Source organism: Pseudoalteromonas rubra, from assembly GCF_005887115.1.
Classification (GTDB): domain Bacteria; phylum Pseudomonadota; class Gammaproteobacteria; order Enterobacterales; family Alteromonadaceae; genus Pseudoalteromonas; species Pseudoalteromonas rubra_F.
The window spans coordinates 1-23,204 of sequence record NZ_PNCJ01000005.1 but is presented as its reverse complement, the minus strand read 5'-3'; the positions used below and the strand labels follow the sequence as shown (position 1 = coordinate 23,204).

Sequence of the window (23,204 nt, the reverse complement as noted above, 5' to 3'; positions counted from 1 at the left end):
TTAGACTCCAAATTGTTGGATGAGGGACTGGATATAGCGTTTGGCCAGATCCTGCGCGCTGTCAAACTGCGCATCATCGGCTTTATTGAGAACGGCTCTGAGCCACAGGCCGTCGATCATAGCGGCACCCAGCTCAGCAGCTTCACGCGCTTCGCCCGGGGCCATTAACTGTTTAAACGAGTACAATAAATTACTGTAAAGTCGGCGCGCATTGACGCGCTGTAAACGATGTAATTCAGGATCATGCATGGAGTGCGCCCAAAAACTCAGCCAGGTACGGGTGGTGTCTCGTTGTTGCTGCACCACGGCAAAGTTGGCTTCGACAATAAACATTAGGCGCTGCTCAGGCGTACACCCCTGTGATGTCCGTTGCAATAAGCTGCGTTGCAGACTGCTCAGGAGGTAACGCACAGTCGCTTCTATGAGACCTTGTTTACCACCAAAGTAGTGGCTAATGATCCCCGAAGACATACCTGCTTTTTTACTGATGCTGTTAATCGTGGTGGCTTGTAATCCAAGCTCAGCCACTGACTGTAAGGTCGCCTCAATCAGTTGTTGGCGACGCACAGGTTCCATTCCGACTTTAGGCATGTTTTTATTAATTGACCGTTCAATAAAAATAAATTTTAAGGTGAACAGGTGGAGAATTCAAGGTTGACATTTTGTAAACGATACTAAATCTCTCACTCGTTTATTTCTATCTTTATGATATTTAAATAATTATATGGGATTGAATGAAAATTGAATTTGTCCTGTATGTGCTTCTATTTTGGCCGGAATTCGACCATCTATCACAAGAGTGATGTACCAACACTCAGCAGTAGATAGTTTTTTTGTTGTGCTGACTGCAAAAGTATTGACTGATAAGTCCGCTTATTTGAGTTGCGGTGTGTAAATGCTCTAGTTCACTCAAAAGTCAAAATGCTTAGCTATACTTGCCAGAGATTTCTTGTTAAGTAAGCAGTATATGGCCCGATTAGTTACCTCTTTATTTATCTGCGTGATCTCGCATAGTTCAATGACATTGGCACAGGAGGGGGATGCGCTCTTTGCAATGTCATTTGAGGAGCTACTCGATCAGGATGTGACCGTGGCAGCTCGTAAGAGCGAATCCTGGTTGGCTTCATCCGGCACTGTGTACGTGATTAATCGCTCAGATATTGAGCGTTATGGTTGGCGCGATTTGAAAGAGATCCTCGCCTCCGTTCCCAACATGGATTATTTCTATCAGTGGTCCTGGTTACCAGGAGGTCAGCGGGGGTTTACCGGGAATATGTCGGGAACCCTGATGCTGATAGATGGCCGTGAAGTGCAAAACCTGTTGGCCAATGAAGCCTTCATTATGAATAACTTCCCGAGCGCCAGAATTGAACGGGTAGAGATATTACAAGGGCCAAATTCTACGCTGTATGGTGGTAATGCAACGCAAGGGGTGATCAATGTGATCACTCGCCTGGACAGTGGTGTGAACCAAGTGTCATTACTGGTTGGTGACGCAGGAACGCGCCATGGGCATGGTCTGTTTCATTATCGGCAAGGTGAGGTTGAACTGGGGGTGTCGGCCAGCTATTTTGAAAGTGATCAGGATTATCATGAAATACGTGAATTTTTGGTCGATGATGAAGCGTTCAGTCGCAACGGCAAAGATGCATTAAGAAACCACAACCCCAATGATTTTCGCAATCAAGAGAAAAATATTACGCTGGACAGCCGCCTGACGACTCCCTGGTTTTATCTTGGCAATAACCTCACGCGCACCACCAATGTCAGTGGAATAGAAGCGGTCGCGTTTGATTATATTACCGGAGATGATGCGTATCGGGGGTACAGTAGTTACTATTTAGGCAAGAATCTACAGTCTGGCGCAAATTGGTCGGGCAATGTTGAACTGAGCTATTTTCGTGAGTATAAAGAAAAATATCGCCTCAGTGTGGATAACTCTGATCAGGCGACGCGTTATGAAGAACTGGCATTATACACAGAACGTGAAGACATAGGGCCTTCGGACAGAATACGACTCAATACCCAATGGACCTACCAGGCCGGTTCCGGCCAGGACTGGATCCTGGGATATGATGGCTGGCGCACTAAAATTGGTCGCAAAGTTAAATATCGGCGAACCGCTGAAGGAATTAAACTGGTCACGCCTGACTCCTGGCCGACAGACAAAGAACGTTCGGATAAGCACGCTGTGTTTGGCCAGTATTCAAGGTCGTGGCGCTTTGGTGAGCGAACACTCAAAGTCAATGCCGGACTCAGGTACCACCGTCAGGATTATACTAATGCGAGCTGGTTGCCCCGCGTCAGCATGGTCTATCAGCCAAACCCCGATCAGGCACTCAAACTGACCTATGGCAAAGCATTTCGTCCGCCGACGATTTTTGAGTTCGATCTGGTGGTTGATGACAAGATCGAATCGCAAAGTATGCAGATGTATGAGCTTAACTGGAGCAGTAAATTCAGTTGGCATGGGGTGGAGTTTGCCAATATCTCAGCCCTGTATAGTATGCAGGCAAAGAACTTTTATCAAAAAGTACAGGACCCTAATACCCAAATTTGGCGCACCATAGTGGCCGGAGAGCACAGAGTGTCTGGCTGGGAAAATCAGCTGCGTTGGCAGGCTCAGCGCTGGCATGGGCAGCTGGCCATACGGTATGTCTCACCGGATAAAACTCAGGCTGCAGGGCAATCTGTGGTGCTGAATGTACCAGATCACAAGGTTAAACTGGGTTTGGGTTACACTTTGGATCAACACTGGCAGATCTCTGCGTTTATCGATCATTGGGATAAAGTACTGACCGAAGCCAATCGCTTTCAGCAAAGTGGCACTGAGATAGTCACCATCCCCGCCTGGACAACGTTCAATGTCAATCTGACTTACACAAGCGGTAACAGTCGTATAGGCCTGCATATCGAGAATTTGTTCGACGAAACCTATTATCATGGTAACGCGCGGGGTGTGTCTCCTGTTAAGTATATTCAGGCGCCACGAAACTGGCGCCTGAGTTGGTCATATCGTTTTTAACGGGTAACAAAGCCGCCATTAACGAATAAAGTCTGACCCGTGATCCAACGCGCCTCCTCACTGACCAGAAAGTCAATCATAGGTACGACGTCATCTATGTTACCGAGACGATTAAGCACGCTGGCTGCACTGAGATAGGCAACGGACTGAGCATTTTCTTCGCCGTGGAAAAATGCGGTATCTATCGGGCCTGGTGCGACCACATTGACAGTGATCCCCCGACCGCCAATTTCCTTAGCAAGTGCACGGGTAAAGTCTTCAAGTGGGGCTTTGGCACCGGCATAGGCGCCGTAAAGGCCTGTAAATGCGCCCAATAATGACGTGCCCATATTGATGATTCGACCCTGATCCTGAACATGCGCAGCAGCATGCTTCATCATTAGAAATGGTGCCTTGGTATTAATCGCGAAGAGTTGGTCATACTCTTGTTCAGAAATATCTGCAATGGCTTTTTTCAGGACTTTTCCGGCGTTGTTTATGACAATATCAACGCGGCCAAAGGCTTCCAGAGTCTGTTGGTACAGGGCCTGAACCTGACTTTCCTGACTCAGATCGCCCTGAACTAATAGTACTCGTCTGCCAATCTGAGCAATCTCGGCGGCGGTTTGCTCAGCATCGTTAAGCGACGCATCACTGTGATAGTGTACGACAACATGGGCGCCACGCTTTGCCAGTGAAATAGCAAAAGCACGTCCCATGTTTCGGGCAGAACCAGTAACAATCGCGACCTTACCGGTCAAATCAACAAGGGTGTTTGAAGTAGACATAATACGCTCTCCTGTGTGGGTTAATTGACGAAAGTAAGCTTAGCCGCTTGCGTTTGTTTCAGGTATGCCATAAATTTTCATTTATTAATTGCATATATCGCAAAAAGTAATGAACACAAATGAACTCACTTTTTTGAAAGTGATTGAGGCGGGTAGCCTCAAAGGCGCAGCTGAGCAATTGAATACGGACCCTTCATCAGTGAGCCGCAAAGTGGCTGCGCTGGAGCGCCATCTGGGTGTTAAACTGATCAATCGCTCTACGGTGCGATCTCAGGCAACCGAGGCCGGGCTCGTATATTTTCAAGGGCTAAAACACATTGCTGAGCAACAGGCTGTGTTGGAAAGTCGTCTGCGAGGTCTGCAGGATCAACCCAGTGGAACCCTGACGGTCGCTGCGCCAGTTGATTTTGGTACTCAGTTTATTGTACCTGTACTGAACAAGATGCGGGCCGCTTATGCTGACCTTAAAGTCGAGTTGTTACTGGGCAGTCATTTTGAAGATCTGACTGCCAATGGTATTGATGTGGCAGTACGTGTTGGCATGCTGCCGGATTCAGGGTTGATCTGCAGAGGGTTGGGCACTGCTGAGCGTGTACTGGTTGCCAGCCCGGGTTATCTGGAGCAGATTGATGGGGTAACGGATCCATCCGGGCTGAGTCGGTGCCAGTTTATATTCTATTCGCGCGCTCAGGCCAACAGTCAGGTAAGTATAAAAAAAGGTGAAACAACATCACGAGTCAAAGTGTCAGGGGGCTTTACAGTTAACAGCGTGTCTGCAGTTCGACAGCTGGTTTTGGCTGGTAAAGGGGTACACCTTGGGCCGCGTTGGGCCTTTGAAGAAGCGCTGAATAAAGGTGAGCTGGTGGCACTGCTCCCTGACTATCAGTTGGAAGGGTTTCCAATCCATGCTTTGTATCGACCCGGAGGGTATGTTCCTGCCAAGATCCGGTGTTTCATCGATATGATAAGCCAGCATTGCAAGCACAGCTTTGATACCGGAACAGGTGCGTGATGATATGTTCAGCAGAGCCGTTATCAATCTTCGAGTACTTTGTACACTGAGTCATGATAATGTATGTTGGGTGATTATATCAAAGCGTTGAGCAACCTGCTCCCTTGTGTCAGCGGATCGACTGGATTGTCGCCATATTGCTGTTTCAAAAAGTTGATAAAAACGCGCGATTTTTCTGGAATATACTTATTCTCTGGGTAAATAACATGGACACTTAATGGTTGTTTAATGGCGTCTTTCATTAGCTGAATAAGCGTACCTTCTGCTAGCTCTTCTTCGACCAAAAACTTAGGGATCAATGCAACCCCGGCGCCGGATTTGACCAGTGTCTTCAGAATATTGGGGCTGTTGACTGAAATCGGGGCTGACGTAAACAATGCATCCCATTGATCGGTATCTTTGTCATCTACCCAGTCGTTAATTGGCATTTTCTTATCAATGAGCCAGACATGCGCATTGAGATCTCTGACACACTCAGGTTGACCGTGTTGTTTTATATACTCAGGTGTTGCGCATAACGCCATCGGAAACTGGCATATTTGTGTTGCTACAAAGTCCTGAACTTCAGTGGAGCCTACCCTGATAGCCAGATCGAAACTCTCTTCGACTAAATCGACTTTGCGGTTATTAAGTTCTAAATCCAGCTGGATATCAGGATATAAAGACATAAACTTAGGTAACTTGGGCGCTAGAACTTGTTCTCCGAATGTCACCGAGGTAGTGATCCTGAGCAGACCTGTACATTTAGTGCTTTCCTCACTGACCTGATCCACCAGTGAGGTATATTCGTTCAATACATGGACGATACCATGATAAAAATGTCGTCCAGCCCGAGTCATAGAAACCTTTCTGGTTGAGCGGTTAAATATCTTGGTTGCATGTTGATTCTCAACCGCATTGACGTATTTACTGACAACGGACTTCGAAATACCCAGTCGTAAAGCTGCTGCCGTAAATGAGCCGGTTTCAGCGACCGCGATAACTGCTCTAAAGCCTTCTATAGTGTCCACAAGTTAGGTCCTTTTGTTTTCGTTTTGTGTGATCAGTGTTTTCGTTTTGTATGTTTATTCTATGAAAATTTTAATGTCTAATGCTCCGCATGTCACCAATATAGGGAGCATTAGGTTGCTATCATGAGTAATATTCAGCTGTACTATCACCCGATGTCAGGGCACAGTCACAAGGTTCTCACTCTTGCATCAATGTTAGGGTTAAACATAGAGACTTTGACCGTTGACTTAAAAACCAAGGCGCATTTGTCTGACTCATTTTTACGTCTTAACCCAGCCGGCAAGATACCTGTGTTGGTCGATGGAGACAAAACGGTCACCGACTCCCACGCTATCTTGTTTTACCTTGCTCAACAATACGACCAACAGCGAATCTGGTATCCAGATGATCTGTCAACCCAGGTAGAGATCCAGCGCTGGTTTGCATTCTCTGCGGGCGAGCTGTGCACCGGCCCTGTCGCGTTAAGAGGGATCCGAGTACTGGGTAAACCAGGCAATGAAGACCAAGCTATGCAAATGACTATCAAACTGTTTTCTCTTATGAGTAAACAGTTGGAGCAGCAGCCATGGCTGGCAGGCTCACACGCCACCCTTGCGGATATTGCGCTATACAGTTACGTCGCTTTGGTTATCAAACTTGAGCCAAGTCTGAGCGATTTTCCACGCGTACTTGACTGGGCTACACGTTTCGAGCAGCTGCCCGGTTATCGCACATTACCAGAAAAATAAACCTGCATTGTATGTAATTGGAGGGGCCATGAACAGCTACATACGCACAAAAAATAGAGTAAATACACTAATTGGCCGTCACCTGTTGATGGCCGTTCCATTGGTTTTGTCTGGTGTGATAAGTGCATCAGTAGAGGCCGCTTGTCCGACTGATTATCCCGAAGAAGGGGCGATTAAAAAGCATATTGAACATGATGATATTGCAAATGGAAAGGCGACTTTAAAGCAGATCCATAAAATGGGCAGAGATCTTTTCGTTGCCAAGTTTAATAAATGTGATGGTCAGGGTCGCCCGGCGACGACCGGCGGTGGCGTAAAACGTGCTCCGGATCAGCCCGCTTTTATTCGTACCTCATCACCCGAAACGAATTCCTGTGCCGGGTGTCACTCTCAGCCAGCCATAGGTGGGTCAGGCGAGTTTGTGGTTAACGCTTTCATACTGGCACAGCGTTTAGATCCAGTTACAGAGTCCGTGTCTAATCAGTTTAGTAACGAAAGGAATACACCGGGTATGCATGGTGCAGGTGCCATTGAAATGGTAGCCCGAGAAATGACCTATGATCTGCGTGCCCAGGCAGAAGCCCTGCCTGACGGGGAGCACACATTAGTCTCAAAAGGAGTGTCCTTTGATATCCGCAAGGAAGGCGGATTGGTGGTGGAAAGTGAAGGCATTAATACGGATCTGATGGTCCGCCCATTTAACCAGTCGGGCAACATTGCCACTTTGCGTCACTTTACCGTCGATGCGATGAACCATCACCACGGTATGCAGGCAGAAGAGCGCTTTGACTTAAACCCAGGCAAAGGGTTCGATAAAGATCACGATGAAGATGGTGTGGAAAGAGAGCTATCGGTCGGTGACATCACGGCACTATCGGTGTATCAGGCCAGCTTACCCGTGCCGGTTCAGGTGATGCCGCGAGCCCGTGCTGAGCGCAAAGCCGTGCGTCTTGGCAAGCGTAAGTTTAACGAGATTGGCTGCAACAGCTGCCACGTACCGGCACTGAAGCTGGATACGCCGGTGTTCTCTGAGCCCAGCCCGCTTAATGCGTCCCATACTTTCCGTGATACCAGTCGTTCAGTGCGCTGGGATATGACCAAGCAAGGCCCAAAGCCTCGCTTAAAGAAAAACCCAGATGGCAGTGCCACAGTTTGGGCCTATACCGACCTGAAACGCCACAATTTGTGTGATCCGGTGGAGCGTGAAGATGCCATTCGCTTTTTCTGTAATGAGACACTCGATCAGGCTCGCCCGTCACAGGATGGCCGCCCGGGGAGTGAGTTCTTTATTACCAGAAAGCTATGGGATGTAGGCAGTTCAGCGCCTTATGGTCACCGGGGTGATATCACGACCATTACTGAGGCCATCCTGTACCACGGTGGGGAGGCACGCCAAAGCCGTGACCACTTCTCGCTATTACCGCTTTCTGAGCAAAAGAGCATTATTAAATTTTTGAAATCGCTACAAGTTGTAGAAAAATAAGATACCTAAGGAATGAGCATGTCTGAGAGTAAATTAGTTTCACTGGTGAAGCGCGATGATATTCCGTCTATTCGCACTATCGAGGTTAACGGTGTTGAGCACTGGTTAGGCCACGTTAAAGACTTCACCAAACATGAAGGGCTGACAGAATTTTTGCCAAAGGATAATCGTATTTCGATGGCCTGGGTCAGACTGGAAGCCGGTGAGCAGCTGGATGAGCATATCCATCCTGTGGAATCGATGATCTTAATTTGTGAAGGTGGTGCCTCTACGCTTGGCGATGTAGAAACAGAAATGGGCGCGGGGGACGCACTATTGGTTCCACCTGGCCGACCTCATGGCTTTATCGGCGCAGAGCCTGCAGGTTTCTGGGGCTTGTCGTTACAGTTCGATTCTCGTGGGCTGTATGAAGACATTGCCGACCCATGGGCGACCTTTCATGAAGACGAAAACTATGAATTGAAGCACGCCGATACCATAGTCGATAAACTGTTCCAGAAGAACGAAATTTTCAAAGATCGCTTCGATAAACATCGCTTGTTTGCATTGGTAAACAAAGGGTTGCTAAACGACAGTGAAACAAGAAATCGCTTCCTGGATTGTTTTCAGGTGTGGTCAAATCACTTCCAGAAAATGGTGTTTAACCGATATCTGACCAGTGCCGAGGGGGCACATTTAGATCTGGCCTGGGACCACTTAATTGAAGAGTTCGGTCACAATATGGACTTAGCTTCCAGCCGGGATTCGAGCACGCGTATTTTTGATCCAGTCCTTGAAGCGACCAGCAGCTGGTTCTGCAGTATTTTAAACCGCTTGTCTGACATGCAAAAGTTGGTTCTGATCCACCTGGTGGTTGAAGCCTCAGCCACTGTATTCTACAAGCATGTAGCGCCTGTGATGTCAGAAACACAGCATTCTCGCCATTTCCATGAGCATGACGATGGCGACCACGAACACGTCAAAATGGGCTATGACTTTGTGCGTCGTCAGACACCCAGCCTGAGTGAGGCAGAAGGTTTGCTTGAAATTCAGGAGCAGGGTTGGTCCATGCTGATGTCGGTGATGAGCCGAATCGCTGACTTAGTGGTGTATGGCTCAGAGCGACAGTCAAACAGTAACGCAGAGCAAGCAACGAAGCAGCCGGCAGCTGAGCTTGAGTCATGAGTGAGTTCCAAGGATGGCCTGACGCGGGTGTGCGCAGGCTTCCCCAGCACATTTATGCTGACAAGGATAACTTTCAGCGTGAGCTGGATGCCATTTTCTTCGCCGATTCCTGGAACTATGTGGCGTTAAGCTGTGAGGTGCCAGAGCCGGGTGATTATATTCTGAGCTCGGTGGGCAATGTCGGTGTGATTGTGTCCAGAGACCGCAAAGGGGCTATTCGCGTTTTTGTTAATCGCTGTACTCATCGAGGCGCGCGGTTATGTGAGAAGCGAAAAGGCAACAACAAGCTGTTTACCTGCCCGTATCACGAATGGCGTTTCAATCTGGAAGGCCGCCTGGTAGGCGTACCTTTGAGTCAGGGGGTGAAGGGAAAAGGGGGAATGTCGGCGCAATTTGACCCGCAAAACCATGGTTTGAAACAGCTAAATGTATGTGAGCGACACGGTGTGGTGTTTGCCAGCTTTAGTAACGACATGGTGCCGCTTGAAACCTATCTGGGCCCTAAGATCCTGCGTTACTTTGACCGTGTATGTGATGGCCGTCCCTTAAAGGTCATTGGCAAGCACAAGCACGTTGTTGCCGGGAACTGGAAGCTGCAAATTGAGAATGTGAAAGACACCGTGCATGCGGCTATTTTGCACTCATTTTTCACCCTGTTTGGAATCTGGCGGTCAGATCAGGAAACGGAGATCGTGGTTGAGGACAAAGGCATGCACAGTGTGCTGGCTTCTACGGCCACATTCAGCAAGCAGCAGGCTCACTCAGAAGAAGTAGATTCGGAGTTTTCATTACTTGATCCGAGCTTGATAGCCCATGAGGCCGAGTTTTCTCATGCGACTGGTGCAGTCATGACTATCTGGCCAAACCTGATTTTTCTGCAACAGTTGAATTGTTTGGTCATGCGTCACGTGGAGCCGGTTAGCCAGGATAAATGTGTAAAAACCTGGACTTTCTTTGCGTATGAAGACGAAGACCCCGCATTGACGGCACGGCGGGTTAAACAGGCCAATTTACTGGGAGCGTCGGGCCTGGTGACCATAGACGACAATGAAATTTTGGCTTCCTGTCAAGTGGGTTTACAGCAGCAATCAGAGTTTGAATGCGCCATTGAATATGGTGAAGGCTCGTCAGATTGCGATCATATGGTGTCTGAATCAGCGATCCGTGGGTTCTATAACTACTATCGTCAGGTGATGGAGCTGTGAGCATGGAAGAAATGTTGAAAACTTTGTTGCTGGAGCGCTCTGTTCGCGAATTTTACCAGCGCTATCACGCCCAACTCGACCAGCAAATGTTGACCCAGTGGCCAGACTTTTTCACCGAAGACGCCAGTTACTTAGTGACTAATCGAGCCAACTTTGAAGAGGATATGCTGGTTTACAACGTGTTTTGTGAAGGCAAAAAAATGTTGATAGACAGAGCCCTGGGCCTGCAAAAAGCCGTTTGGTTCCGTGACCGGTTGCAACGCCGATTTGCGGGCAGTATCGAGATCACGAACCAAAATGAACATGCACTGGAAGTGGTGAGCAGCTTTATGGTCACTGAATCCCGACAGGGAGAGCCTTCCACTTTGTTGCTTACCAGCGAAAGTCAGGACAGCCTGAGCATCGCACCAGACGGTACGCTGCAATTTTCAAAGCGGCTTTGCATCATAGACGCGGAAGTGTTACCTGATTCGATAATTTACCCAATCTAACCGAGTGGGAGACGATGTGATGAATTCACAAGCAATGCAGGCACCAAGCCACCCAATGAAGCGCGTTGCGGTCATTGGCGCAGGGTTATCTGGCCTGGTAACCACCAAAGAGCTGATAGATCAGAGTCACACTGTGGTGTGTTTTGAGCGCAGTGATGACATTGGTGGGGCCTTTTATAACAAAGAAAACGAAGGCGGGATCTATAACGACATCCACCTGACGGTTTCCAACTTTTTTATGGCGTTTTCCTCATTCCCGCCAAGAGAGAAGAATCGCAAGTACTGGACTGCCAGTGAATATATCGAGTATCTGCAAGACTTTACCGAGCATTTCAGACTAAGAAAGTTCATCCGTTTTAACACCGTCATTGAGTCTGTTGAGCCAGTTGGCACACAAAAATGGCGGGTGACTTATCTTAAAAACGGTGAACGTAAAGACGAGTTGTTTGATTCTGTTGCGGTGTGCAGTGGCAAGTTTCGCAACCCGTTATTGCCCTCTGTTCCCAACATGGAACAGTTCAAGGGGACCATTCACCATAGTTTTGATTTTAAAGAAGCGTCAAAATTTAAGGGCAAAAAGGTGGTCTGCCTGGGGCTGGGAGAGTCTGGCTCTGATGTAGTGCACCAAATTGCGCAAGTTGCGCAAGAGACTCATCTGGTGGTTAAGCGCCCCAAGAGCATTATTGCCCGGGTTATTCTGGGTGATACCGGAGATTCCAGAACCACACGAGCTGCGCATTACTCGTTTTTGGTCAACCATTCACTTTTTGAGGCCACGCTGAAGAAACGTATTATGAATAAAGGCTTGAAGGTAAATGAGCAGAAGCGTCAGCGACCTTTAAGCGCATTTTGGATGTGGAAGTTTCTGGTTAAATACGGCCTGCACGGCGAATTCAGTAACAAGAATGATATCTGGTTGCAGGATCTGGAAACCGGGCAAACCCAGCTGCATTTGTTCTCTGTAAAGCGTTTTGCCGAGAACGGCGTTTATCTGCACGATGGGCAATTTATTGAATGTACCGATGTGATGATGTCGACCGGCTATGAAACGCAGTTTGACATGATCCACCACAGCGCAGCGCAAGATGCAGCGAAGAATATCCGCTCGAACTTTTTGCACATGATCCACCCGACATTAAGAGACAGCTTAGTCTGGATTGGATTTACCCGTCCGGATGTCGGAGGCGTTCCGACCATTGCCGAGTTACAGGCTCGCTTATATGCCCGGGTTTTGGCGGGCAAAACGGATCTGGCTGATTCGCACACACTGCAACGGCGTATAGAAGAGTATCAGCAGGAATGTCGGGAGCAGTTCTGTCTGGAACCTGACCGTTCAGAAAATGTGCGTTACTACCGGTTTACTGGTGAGCTGGCCCGAACGCTGGGCGTAGAGCCTAAATGGTATCACTTGTTGCCAGACCCCAGGCTGATCTTCAACTTTTATCATGGCAGCTTAGTCGCTGCGCAATTTAGATTGAGTGGGCCGGGTAAAGACCCTGAGGCGGCCAAGGCGATGATCCGTCGGGTCGGTCTGATGCAGGTACCCACCTGGCATAAGTTCTTTTTCTTTGGCCTTACTAGTGCTTTGAGTTTGATAGCGCCTGTGGTTCGTAAGGTCGTAAAGATGTTGAAAATGGAAGAGCACAACTGGAATGACTACAAACAGTTTCAATGTGTGGCTGATATCCTTGCGCATCAATGGCCATCGGGGCAAGCCTTCCCGCTGAGTAAGACTGACACTTTGGCTGAACTGTTTAGCCAGACCTATGAATATGAAGGGTTTAAGTTTTTCTTACATTCTGAGTATGAGGTGCCTTTGCGGTTGCTTTCACCCTCTGCATCCATTAAAGACATTGATGACTTTTTGCGCTTTCAGGAAGGTGCAACGCCGCTGGAGGAAAAGACTTAACACTCCCTTTTTGAATGCTGGACGTAGCTGTGACACTACTGCCCGTAGCAAAGCCATGCCTGACCAATTGCGCATGGCTTTTTTTGTTCCCGGGAACCAGTATCGATTGCGTAGTCTGTTGAGCAGCCGGCGTGTTTTCTACTGTAAGGGCCTGGTGTGACATTCAGCCCGGTGGTAGCTCGAACCACAATGCTTCAAGTGGCGTTGTTGCCGTTACCGTGACGGATTCCTGCGCTGTCAGACCAATGGCATCGCCCGGCTCCAAGCGTATTTCTCCTGAGTGGGCGGTACCCTCAACTATATGCAGATAACCCCAGCGACTATGCGTGTTCAGTGTGTAGGTATCGCCTTGTGACAGCTTGAGACGATGCAGGCTGGCATCCTGATGAATGACCAGTGAACCGTGCTGGCCATTCGGGGTTACAAGCGAGGTAAGTGGCCCGTCTTGTTCTATATTGGCCTGCGCATAACTGGGGCTGAGCCCTTTTACATCTGGACGGATCCAGATTTGCAAGAAGCGAGTCTGCTCCGTGGCAGAATGATTGTATTCAGAGTGCGCGATCCCGGTGCCTGCGCTCATCAGCTGGACGTCACCTGCCGGAATGATGTGGTGATTCCCCCGACTGTCTTTGTGCTCCAGTGCACCTTGTATCACATAAGAGATAATTTCCATGTCACGGTGGGCATGCGTATCAAACCCCATACCTGGTGCGACCGTATCGTCATTGATAACGCGTAACATGGAAAACCCCATATGTTTTGGGTCGTAATAATGGCCAAAAGAAAATGTATGTTGGCTATGCAACCAGCCAAGATTAACCTGGCCTCGCTCGGAAGCGCGTCGTATTGATGGCATAAGTGCTATCTCTGAAAGTGGAATACCATGACTGTAACGCTTAGTTAAGTAGAATAAAATGCGTCATTATCGGTGCTTTCATTCTGTTTAAAAGAATGAATATGGTGCGACTGATTTCGTGCCTGAGTGGATGTATATGCTAGAGTTATAGTGTTCGAAATATGCCAGTGAATTCTGTTTCCGGGAGTGTTATGTCGTCTTTACAGCAATTTATTCCATCACCCGTCATTGCCGTCGCTACGGCATATCAAACGCACCTTGGTGGTATTGATGTCTTTATCTGTTTTGCTCAGATAGATGAAGGTAATCAGCTGTCGCTCGAGCTACGAGAAAGCCATCAGTTGAGTGTGGGAGATTTGGTCACTGTGCATCTGGATAACCGCACCGGCGTGAGTGAATATGATGCTGAGCTGAGTGTCTATCGTTTGTCTTATAAGGGGCGAGTTACGGCGTTGAATAATACTGAGGTCACCTTAGCACCGCTTGAGTACCAGGTTTATTATGGGATTTCAGTAGCGCTGGGATATCGGGCGCCGGGGTATGAATTCCCGGAAGATCCGCGCGTGCAAAACCCCTTGCCCTGTACACCTTTAACCGCAACGCCTGTGATGGACGAAGAAGAGCATGACAACAAAGTTGGCGTGCTGATCACCAAAGCACAGTCGCAACCACACACTACCGTGATGGCGTTTTTATCCAGTACTGATGACGATGTCTTTTTTATCACTTTGCCACAAACTTTTAAATCCAGCCTGATGAAGCGGGATAACCAGTGTTACTTTGCCATCGACAATCGTGCCAGCTTTACCTTTGAAAACTATGTTGAATGGAACTACTCCATTATCACCGGGCGGGTGCATCAGATAGCCACCAACAGTGCTTTGTTTAATGAAGTGAGAGAGCTGTTTATCTCTAAAAACCCTTGGGAAGTGGGGTTTTTCAGTCATCCGGATATTGAAATGTATCACCTGAAAGCCGAGAAAGTGGTGTGTCCTAAGCGGTGATGTGACCTGTTTAGCGTTTTTGTATTTGTTTTTCTCGCGGGCTCTGGACCGTTATGGCGGCGAGGTGTTGCATGATAGGCAGTTGCCTGTTCTGGTTGGAGTTTGGCTACGAAGCGCAGACGCTTAGAATTTCTCTGAACACACCATAAACCTAGCCCCTTTCATCCGTCATCCCGTGCTCGACACGGGATCTGGCTTCAGACGACTTGGTTGATAAGGCATTTATCCAATCATAACAGTAGAGTGCAAACAGATACCGGCGCAAGGCCGGCATGACGCAGGTGAGATGGCATGAATGCACTATGTCTGACCTCAGCCCTGGCAGATGTTTAATTGCGAAGCGCAGACGCTTAGTATGTTTTACAACGCACCGCAAACCTGACCATTTTCACCCGTCATCCCGTCCTCGACACGGGATCTTGCTTCAGACGGTTTGATTGATAACGTATTTGTTCAAGCATAACAGTAGACTGCAAGCAGATACCGGCGCAAGGCCGGTATGACACAGATGAGATGGTTTGAATGCAATGTGTTTTATCTCAGCCTAGGCAGGTGTTTAGTTGCGAAGCGCAGACACTTAGAATGTCTCACAACGCACCGCAAACCATACCCTTTTCACCTGTCACCCCGTGCTCGACACGGGATCTTGCTTTAGACGACTTGGTTGATAAGGCATTTATCCAATCATAACAGTAGAGTGCAAACAGATACCGGCGCAAGGCCGGTATGACGCTGAGAACTTGTGCATTGTTTGGTATTACTGTCTAGTTTGCCAGAATAATGAACAACCTCTTTTAATCTGTAGAATAAGTCATTTTTTCTAAATAGCTCCCTACATAGTGTGTTTTGTCACTTGCGCTGTCGTCAGAGTTGCCAGCAAAGCCTGATATAGACTGCACAAGAAGCTCAAAACTATCATGTTTAATCAATCTGCTATCTAAGCCACTTAAGCTTTCTTGAGTCTGAGGTGTTGGGTTGTTAATTACATCATCTAGGCTGATTATCGTGCCATCAGCTAGCTCTGCTCTGTCAATTTTATCATAGCCACTTTGGTAGTAGCCTTTTATAGTTAATATTTCTCCTGTTGACTTCAACTGAACTTGTAAATCATCATCATTACGTGACCAACTTAAGTTTTCAGAAGAGATGCCAGCCTTAAATACTAACTTATCTATATCGCCTTCATTACCAGGGTTATACTTATCATGATTGAAAATGCTGTCATTACCAGAGCCTATTCCCCAGTAATAAACGTCATTGCCTGCGCCACCATATAAGTCATCGTTACCCGTACCACCATCGAGTATGTCGTCACCCGTTTGACCTTTAAGCCTGTCATCTCCTTTGCCACCATCGAGTATGTCATTACCCGCTCTACCATATAACCTGTCATTGCCATCCAAGCCCAACACAGTCTCATCCAGATCTGAAGTGTAAAGTGACTCATCTCCTTGCGTACCGATGACTATATTGCCACCTTTTGCGATTGATTCTGATATTATTGCCAAATCAAGCGCACTGCCATCATGCAGCTCGACAACCTTTAATTTGAACTTGTCATCAGTATAGTTGTCGAAGTGATGTTTTATGCTGAGTGTTTCACCGCTTGAACTAAGCGTCACTTTCAAATCATCACCATCACGTGACCAAACTAAATCATCGGCAGAAACACCATCTTTAAATACTAACTTGTCAACATCATTTGCGTCCCTCTGACTCCAGCTGTCATAATCACCCATGTCGAGGGGGAGTCTTCCCCAGGGATCAACATTGTAAATTTCATCATTGCCTGACCCTAACCCCCAATAATACGTATCACTCCCCGCACCGCCGTCGAGTATGTCGTCGCCAGAGCCACCGTCGAGTATGTCGTTGCCAACTTGTCCTTTAAGTATGTCATCGCCCGCGCCACCTTTGAGTATGTCGTCACCAGCTCTACCATATAAGCTGTCGTTGCCATCCAAGCCCAACAGCATTTCACCTATTTCAGAACTATAGAGTGATTCATCGTTTTGTTTACCTAAGAATATATTTACGCCTTCTGGCGTAGATTCGTCTAATTCTGATATATTGATCTCAGTACCGTCAGACAATTCAACGGCTTTTAACTGAGAGTCGCTGTATTCGATATTAAAATAGTGTTTGATACTCAGAGTTTCCCTACTGGAGACCAGCATCACTTTTAAATCATTTCCGTCACGTGACCAAAGCAGATCGTTAGCCGAAATTCCCGCTTTAAAAACCAACTTGTCAATATCGCTTGCATCACCAGGGCTCCATTTATCATGGTTGTATAATCGGTCATTGCCTGAGCCTAACCCCCAGTAATAAATGTCATTGCCCGCGCCCCCATACAGAGTATCGTCTCCGGCTCCGCCATCAAGTATGTCGTTGCCAATTTGCCCCTTGAGTTGGTCATCACCTGCACCGCCATAGAGCCTGTCGTCTCCCGCTCTACCATATAATTTATCATTGCCATCTAAACCCAATAAAACTTCGTCAGGATCAGAAGTATAAATAGATTCACCGGCTTCAGTGCCCATATTGATGCTCGAAGCGTCTATAACTGACCCTTCTATCGATACAAGGTCTAGCACGGTCCCATTTGCAAGCTCAATCACTTTTATCTTAGAGTCATTAAATTCGGGGTCAAAGTGATTTTTTATGCTCAATGTTTCGCCACTTGAGACCAGCGTTACTCTCAAATCATTTCCATGTTGTGACCAAATTAAATCGCTCGCCGAAATGCCTGCTTTAAATACTAATTTGTCGATATCACTCACATCACCTGGACTCCACTTATCATGGTTATAAATTCGGTCATTTCCTGAGCCTAGTCCCCAGTAATAAACATCGTTGCCAGCGCCACCATATAAGTCATCGTCACCTGCACCACCATCGAGCTGGTCGTCGCCAATTTGTCCTTTAAGCCTATCATCACCCGCGCCACCATTGAGCCTGTCGTCACCGGCTCTGCCATACAGCCTGTCGTTACCGCTTAGGCCCAATATCACTTCGTCAGACTCTGAAGCGTAAATAGATTCATCGTCTCCAGTGCCCATCACGATATTTGCGCTCTGTGCAGCTTCTGCCTCTATTGCTGTGCGATCGAGTACTGTGCCATCCGCGAGCTCAAACGCGTCTAACTCCCAAGAGCCCCGAGTATAATAAAATACTACCGTCAGTGTTTCGCCACTTGAATTCAGCATCACTGTTAAATCATCACCATCTCGTGACCAAGTTAAATCACTGGGTGAGGTACCTTGTTTAAAAACCAGCTTATCAAAGTCATCATCAGAGCTATACGAACTGCTACTGAAATTTTCAATAGAATCATTGCCTGAACCAGCCCCCCAATAATAGGTATCGCTGCCACCTCTTCCTTCTAACTTATCATCGCCAGCTCCGCCATCAAGTATGTCGTCGCCACCAAAACCTATCAGATGATCATCGCCTCCCAAGCCCTTTAGTACATCATCATGCAAATGACCATAAAGATATTCATCGTTATCTGTACCTATGGGTGTATTTAGTCCTTTCTCAATGGATGCAAGATCCAGCACAGTGCCATCTGCCAGTTCAACCGCATCTATTTGGTACCCTTCATATGTTATGTGGTTTTTTATCGACAAGGTTTCGCCTGTCGATTTGATAGTCACGCGAAGATCATCTATTCCGCGGGACCATATCAAGTCACTTTCAGTGACTCCGGCTTTAAAAATCAGCTTGTCGAGTTTGTGGGGATTACTTTTATCATTACGATCGTAGTTATGAATGGTGTCATTCCCCGAACCTTTGCCCCATAAGTAGGTGTCATTGCCCTGACCACCTTTTAAACTATCGTTACCTGCGCCACCATCAAGGACGTCATCACCTTTACCTCCATTTAAATAATCATTGCCTAAACCGCCATCAAGTGAGTCGTCACCTTCATTACCATATAAATAGTCATTGCCACCCAAACCTAGTAAGGTTTCGTCATATTTAGCTCCATTTAATCTATCACCCCCCTCGTTACCCTTTATTGTATGAATTGCATTTTCTATTGAATCAAGGTCTAGTACTGTTCCATCTGAAAACTCAACAGCTTTTAATTTATTATTGATGTAGTCATTATTAAAGTGATTCTTTATTCTCAGTGTTTCACTACTTGAATTAAGCGTTACTAATAAGTCATCACCTTCATATGACCAGGTTATGTCACTAGCCGTTATTCCCTGTTTAAATACAAGCTTGTCTATATCGGTATTATCATCAGGTAAAATTTGTGTATAGTTCCGAATTTGATCATTTCCAGAGCCGTATCCCCATCTGTAAATGTCGCTACCTGATCCACCGGCTAAAAAGTCATCGCCTTTGCCACCATCTAAAATATCATTGCCAGCACCTCCAGATAAGTTATCCTCACCAGAGCCGCCATCTAAAATATCATTACCAGAGCCACCAACTAAATAATCATTGCCTGAACCACCATCCAGTTTATCGTCACCAGCTTGACCGTATAATTCGTCATCACCATCTAAGCCGATTAAATTCTCATCAAGGTCGCCACCTACTAATATTTCACTTTCTTTTGTACCAATGTGTAGTTTATTAGCCTCTTCTGCTATATCTAATATAGTTCCGTCTGCTAATTCGAATCTAATTGGATCTAATTTAGGTGTGTGACTAAAGTAATCATTAATTAAAACCGTTTCGCCACTGGAGTTTAAAGTCACTCTTAGGTGAGAGCGATATCGTGAACACGTTAGGTCACTGGCAGTAATCCCTTCTTTGAATACCAATTTATCAAAGTCACTGCCATCGCTTTCCAAAGCTTTTTGAGTATAAATTTGGTCATTTCCTGAACCAAGACCCCAATAATAAGTATCACTACCTGAGCTGCCGTACAGGATATCATTACCAGCTCCGCCATCTAATGTGTCATCTCCATGACCACCGTATAGGGTATCGTCGCCAGCCCCTCCATTTAGCGTGTCATTACCATCACCGCCATAAAGGCTATCTTGACCACCTGCGCCAGTAAGTGTATCTGCGCCTTGATAGCCATAAATAGTTTCAGCAGAGTCTGTGCCAGCCCAAAAAGCTGCGCTAGCAAGTACTGTTTCTATGCTGACAGTTGTGTTATCTGAAAACTCAAGTTGGTCAACTAAAATTCGCCTGTTACTAAAACCATTTATACCACTTACACCGCTGATAAAACCATTTTCAATGGTGACTGTACTTAATACGCCATCTTTGTTTATTTCGATAATTAAGTCAGAGGTTGTTCGTCGATAACTCACGTGTTCTTGAGTGATTCCGTCATCAAAAACGATACGATCGAGATATTCATTACTGTTGTCGTAATCTAGGATAATGTCGTGACTTCCATCGGCAGCAATGACATAGGTATCACTACCCGCTCCACCACTTAGAAAGTCATCCCCCAAACCACCAATAAGAATATCATCTCCGCGGCCTCCCTGAATGTTGTCATTTCCCTCAGACCCAAAAAGGTTATCATCACCATCATACCCTATGAGTATATCGTCTCCCGTTAGTCCATTAAGTGTATTGTTTTCAGTATTGCCAAGTAGCTCATCATTTTCTCCTGTCGCTTGGTCTGCTTTTGCCTCGAGTGTGGCTGCATCCCAAAGTGCAACTGAACTGTTCGGATCATTGAAAACGAGATAATCGATTCGACTGGCTTCGTTGATGTAATAATTTGCCACTCGAATTTCATCAACTCCTTCTTGGATAATGATTATTAAGTCATTGTCTACACGGCGGATTTTGACTTGGTCAGGTAGAACACCTTCGCCCAGCAAAATCCTATCTGTATCTCCCTTTCTACCTCTATTGTCAATTGCATCGAGACCATCACCTAAGTTAAATAGGTAGTAATCATCTCCTTGTCCGCCAATGAGTAAGTCGTCACCTTTATCACCTCTTAGGGAATCATCACCAGTTCCGCCAAGCAATTTATCATGGCCTGCTCCACCTATTAACGAGTCTTCACCTTCGTCGCCGTAAATCAGGTCATTGCCGTTATTACCCTCCAAACGGTCATCACCTTCACCACCGAATAGCTTATCATGCCCACTTTCTCCTATGAGAACATCAGCCCCCTTTTTACCGTGCAGGCTGTCATTTCCGCCTAAACCGTTTATTACATCATCTTCAGATGTCCCATGTAATTCATCATCACCCGAGGTAATGACTTGAGAAGATACGTTTATTTGATCAAAATGGCTTGGGCTCACGTCTATCACGCTGCCATCATCAAAAATAATGGCATCAATATAGCGCTTTGTTGCCCCCTCGAGTCCAAAATGTGACTCAACATGCAGTACATCTTTTGTACCATTGATGGTTATGAACAGGTCATCACCTCGACGAGATAAGGTAATATCATTAGGCGCAATACCACCTATTAAACGAACAACATCATAACGGCCCGTATCGGTATCTGGGTTATAAATAATGTCCCGACCATAACCTACACCGAATTGATATACATCATTTCCACGACCACCATAGAGTTTATCATCACCTTGCCCGCCATTAAGTACATCATTTCCAGCCAATCCGTGTAGCGAATCATTACCACTAAAGCCGAACAAAATATCGCGATTCTCCCCGCCAGTAATGTTGTCACTATCTCCGGTGTCTCTTACGGCAGCAGTCACGAAGCTGATGGTTTCTTCGGAGTAGTTAGAAATATCTGATGCTTGAATGAATTGATCTACGGCATCAATCAGGCGAGCTTGGTTAATTGTTCCAAAAGGGGATATACCTTGAATGGCTTGAACAAAATAAAATAATACATCGGTTTGTAGTGGGTTTGCTTCAGCATAATCGAACAAGTCATCAACAACTTTGGTAAAGTTACCCTCCCATATGCCTGTTTCAGGGTTTTTGCTCCAAGAGACTTCCTGAAAAAAAGGCTTTAAATGGCTCTGAGCGGCAAGTTGATAAAAAATCCTATCTGAGAAACTATTGTAAATCTTTTCGTAATCTCTCGCATATTGCCAACCACTACCCAGCGGTAGCGGAATATTGAAGCCATAAATGGCTTCTAAGGCACCAATTTTCCTGGCGTCTATAGGGGCTTGATAATACTCCTGGTACGATCCCTCCTGACCTGTCCAGGAAAAGATAATTTGCTCTAACAAGACTTGACTCTCTGCTCTCGAAGAAGCCACGAGAAATTGCGTCACTAAGTTTTGCAACTCACCAGACTCATCGCGTGCCATGGCTTGGTGTAGAGAGTAAACCTGGCCGTAACCCTGTAAATCAGGCAAGCTCGCCACAGTATAAGGAAGGTCGACAAAGTCGTGTAAAGTATCAGTTGGATTTTGCGTAAACCAAACATCAGTCATTGTTACTGTATGGCCCGCTGTATTTGTATAACTGCCGACCTGACGATGTTCATTTCCAAAGTCATCAATAAAATCTTGAGTCATATAATCAATGGATAGTGACTCAACGCCCGCCTCGAATAGCGTTAATAGCTCACCTTCATCGGTTTCGCCATCCTGATCAATATCCTGAAAGACCCTTAGTTCACCAAATAGCTCATCATTTACATCAATAACACCGTCACCGTTTGAGTCCAGTTCGGCCAAAGCAACAAACCCGTTGCTGGCGTAGGAGCCATCAGCTAATAAAGTCTCATTACCAAATAATTCAGTACCTGAATTAATAATACCATCACCATTAATGTCACGTACAAGTAAACCATCATCCGCAGCAGAAAATCCCGTAGATTCTTTAAAGCCATCACCATTATGATCAAAATAAATACCTGCTGATAAGCCAACAGTTTCGACGCCATCTCCATCTAAATCAATAATAATGGGTGAAGCCGGTTGAGGGGTGGGGGTTTCTATTTTTTCCGGAGGTGGTATTATTAAACCTGCGCCGCCATAACTGTTTTCTATATTCTCGATATCACTATTTTCTACGATCGTGACATTGCCAGTTTCTACGACCTTGACATCACCAGTTTCCGTGTTGAAAGTATATTCTGTCGTATTACCATTTCTTTCGGTAATCTTTATATTATCAATATAGCCATTTTTAGAAGTGAAAGAGACGTCGCTTTTTCGCGTATCAAATACTAACTTACCTATCCCATTACTGGTAAAAGTCATTATGCCTGTAGATTCGTTAAATATGGCATCGTCACTCGCAATCAAGTTATCGTCTATACCGTCGCCAACACCACCGTTATTTTTATCTACACCACCAGAGTATATTTTTGTGGTAATTGTTGGAGTTGGCGTCTCGCCCGAGCCACTGTCGCCTGAGCCATTGTCACCTGAGCCATTGTCACCTGAGCCATTGTCACCTGAGCCATTGTCACACGGCTGCAGTGTACACGTCTGCAGGGCTCACGTATGAAGTCATCTCGTGGGAATTCCTGAGCGGGGGGGGGGGGGGGGGGGGGGGGGGGGGGGGGGGGGGGGGGGGGGCGGGGGGGGGGGGGGCGGGGGGGGGGGGGGGGGCGGGGGGGGGGGGGCGGGGGGGGGGGGGCGGGGGGGGGGGGGGGGGGGGGGGGGGGG

General features: G+C 46.7%; 14 protein-coding genes. 9 read left to right on the top strand and 5 right to left on the bottom strand.

Going from position 1 to position 23,204, the window contains the following annotated elements; translation table 11 throughout:
• Positions 1-591 (bottom strand): transcriptional regulator BetI, encoded by a 591-nt coding sequence (gene betI / locus CWB98_RS01120; RefSeq protein WP_054016320.1) that lies wholly within the window; start codon positions 589-591, stop codon positions 1-3.
• Positions 592-967: 376 nt separating this feature from the next.
• Here betI and CWB98_RS01115 point away from each other — a divergent pair, with 376 nt between their 5' ends.
• Positions 968-3,025 carry a TonB-dependent receptor plug domain-containing protein gene (locus CWB98_RS01115; RefSeq protein WP_138543152.1) on the top strand — a complete coding sequence of 686 codons (2,058 nt, stop codon included), beginning with the start codon at positions 968-970 and terminating at the stop codon, positions 3,023-3,025.
• Here CWB98_RS01115 and CWB98_RS01110 read toward each other — a convergent pair.
• Positions 3,022-3,792: an SDR family oxidoreductase gene (locus CWB98_RS01110; protein ID WP_138543151.1), complete on the bottom strand. Its 771-nt coding sequence runs from the start codon at positions 3,790-3,792 to the stop codon at positions 3,022-3,024. The genes CWB98_RS01115 and CWB98_RS01110 overlap by 4 nt on opposite strands.
• Positions 3,793-3,901: 109 nt before the next feature.
• Here CWB98_RS01110 and CWB98_RS01105 point away from each other — a divergent pair, with 109 nt between their 5' ends.
• Positions 3,902-4,804: a LysR family transcriptional regulator gene (locus tag CWB98_RS01105; RefSeq protein WP_138543150.1), complete on the top strand. Its 903-nt coding sequence runs from the start codon at positions 3,902-3,904 to the stop codon at positions 4,802-4,804.
• Positions 4,805-4,878: 74 nt separating this feature from the next.
• Here the strand turns inward: CWB98_RS01105 and CWB98_RS01100 are convergent, their stop codons facing one another.
• Positions 4,879-5,814, bottom strand: a complete 936-nt coding sequence (locus CWB98_RS01100; protein ID WP_138543149.1) for a LysR family transcriptional regulator — start codon at positions 5,812-5,814, stop codon at positions 4,879-4,881.
• Between the two features lie 123 nt (positions 5,815-5,937).
• Here CWB98_RS01100 and CWB98_RS01095 point away from each other — a divergent pair, with 123 nt between their 5' ends.
• Genes CWB98_RS01095 through CWB98_RS01070 form a run of 6 tightly spaced genes read left to right on the top strand, consistent with a single transcriptional unit; the run spans position 5,938 to position 12,795 of the window.
• Complete coding sequence (locus tag CWB98_RS01095; RefSeq protein ID WP_138543148.1) at positions 5,938-6,543, top strand: glutathione S-transferase family protein; 606 nt, start codon at positions 5,938-5,940, stop codon at positions 6,541-6,543.
• A gap of 28 nt (positions 6,544-6,571) precedes the next feature.
• Positions 6,572-8,026: a di-heme oxidoredictase family protein gene (locus tag CWB98_RS01090; protein ID WP_212751119.1), complete on the top strand. Its 1,455-nt coding sequence runs from the start codon at positions 6,572-6,574 to the stop codon at positions 8,024-8,026.
• Between the two features lie 18 nt (positions 8,027-8,044).
• The gene (locus CWB98_RS01085) at positions 8,045-9,190 is read left to right on the top strand and encodes a cupin domain-containing protein (protein WP_138543147.1); all 1,146 of its coding nucleotides are present in this window, start codon (positions 8,045-8,047) and stop codon (positions 9,188-9,190) included.
• Positions 9,187-10,395: an aromatic ring-hydroxylating oxygenase subunit alpha gene (locus tag CWB98_RS01080; protein ID WP_138543146.1), complete on the top strand. Its 1,209-nt coding sequence runs from the start codon at positions 9,187-9,189 to the stop codon at positions 10,393-10,395. The genes CWB98_RS01085 and CWB98_RS01080 overlap by 4 nt, the downstream gene beginning before the upstream one ends.
• Before the next feature lie 2 nt (positions 10,396-10,397).
• The gene (locus CWB98_RS01075; RefSeq protein WP_138543145.1) at positions 10,398-10,886 is read left to right on the top strand and encodes an aromatic-ring-hydroxylating dioxygenase subunit beta; all 489 of its coding nucleotides are present in this window, start codon (positions 10,398-10,400) and stop codon (positions 10,884-10,886) included.
• Positions 10,887-10,905: 19 nt separating this feature from the next.
• The gene (locus CWB98_RS01070; protein WP_138543144.1) at positions 10,906-12,795 is read left to right on the top strand and encodes an NAD(P)-binding domain-containing protein; all 1,890 of its coding nucleotides are present in this window, start codon (positions 10,906-10,908) and stop codon (positions 12,793-12,795) included.
• A 163-nt stretch (positions 12,796-12,958) separates the two neighbouring features.
• Here the strand turns inward: CWB98_RS01070 and CWB98_RS01065 are convergent, their stop codons facing one another.
• Positions 12,959-13,651, bottom strand: a complete 693-nt coding sequence (locus tag CWB98_RS01065) for a pirin family protein (RefSeq protein WP_138543143.1) — start codon at positions 13,649-13,651, stop codon at positions 12,959-12,961.
• Between the two features lie 191 nt (positions 13,652-13,842).
• Here CWB98_RS01065 and CWB98_RS01060 point away from each other — a divergent pair, with 191 nt between their 5' ends.
• Positions 13,843-14,655, top strand: coding sequence for a hypothetical protein (locus CWB98_RS01060; protein WP_138543142.1), 813 nt, complete (start codon positions 13,843-13,845; stop codon positions 14,653-14,655).
• Positions 14,656-15,449: 794 nt separating this feature from the next.
• Here the strand turns inward: CWB98_RS01060 and CWB98_RS24340 are convergent.
• Positions 15,450-22,838 carry a calcium-binding protein gene (locus CWB98_RS24340; RefSeq protein ID WP_138543141.1) on the bottom strand — a complete coding sequence of 2,463 codons (7,389 nt, stop codon included), beginning with the start codon at positions 22,836-22,838 and terminating at the stop codon, positions 15,450-15,452.
• Positions 22,839-23,204 lie beyond the last annotated feature (366 nt).

Bases quoted from the DNA above. Each gene is read 5' to 3' on its own strand.
- betI (WP_054016320.1), bottom strand. From the start codon at position 591: ATGCCTAAAGTCGGAATGGAACCTGTGCGTCGCCAACAACTGATTGAG.
- CWB98_RS01115 (WP_138543152.1), top strand. From the start codon at position 968: ATGGCCCGATTAGTTACCTCTTTATTTATCTGCGTGATCTCGCATAGT.
- CWB98_RS01110 (WP_138543151.1), bottom strand. From the start codon at position 3,792: ATGTCTACTTCAAACACCCTTGTTGATTTGACCGGTAAGGTCGCGATT.
- CWB98_RS01105 (WP_138543150.1), top strand. From the start codon at position 3,902: ATGAACACAAATGAACTCACTTTTTTGAAAGTGATTGAGGCGGGTAGC.
- CWB98_RS01095 (WP_138543148.1), top strand. From the start codon at position 5,938: ATGAGTAATATTCAGCTGTACTATCACCCGATGTCAGGGCACAGTCAC.
- CWB98_RS01090 (WP_212751119.1), top strand. From the start codon at position 6,572: ATGAACAGCTACATACGCACAAAAAATAGAGTAAATACACTAATTGGC.
- CWB98_RS01085 (WP_138543147.1), top strand. From the start codon at position 8,045: ATGTCTGAGAGTAAATTAGTTTCACTGGTGAAGCGCGATGATATTCCG.
- CWB98_RS01080 (WP_138543146.1), top strand. From the start codon at position 9,187: ATGAGTGAGTTCCAAGGATGGCCTGACGCGGGTGTGCGCAGGCTTCCC.
- CWB98_RS01075 (WP_138543145.1), top strand. From the start codon at position 10,398: ATGGAAGAAATGTTGAAAACTTTGTTGCTGGAGCGCTCTGTTCGCGAA.
- CWB98_RS01070 (WP_138543144.1), top strand. From the start codon at position 10,906: ATGAATTCACAAGCAATGCAGGCACCAAGCCACCCAATGAAGCGCGTT.
- CWB98_RS01065 (WP_138543143.1), bottom strand. From the start codon at position 13,651: ATGCCATCAATACGACGCGCTTCCGAGCGAGGCCAGGTTAATCTTGGC.
- CWB98_RS01060 (WP_138543142.1), top strand. From the start codon at position 13,843: ATGTCGTCTTTACAGCAATTTATTCCATCACCCGTCATTGCCGTCGCT.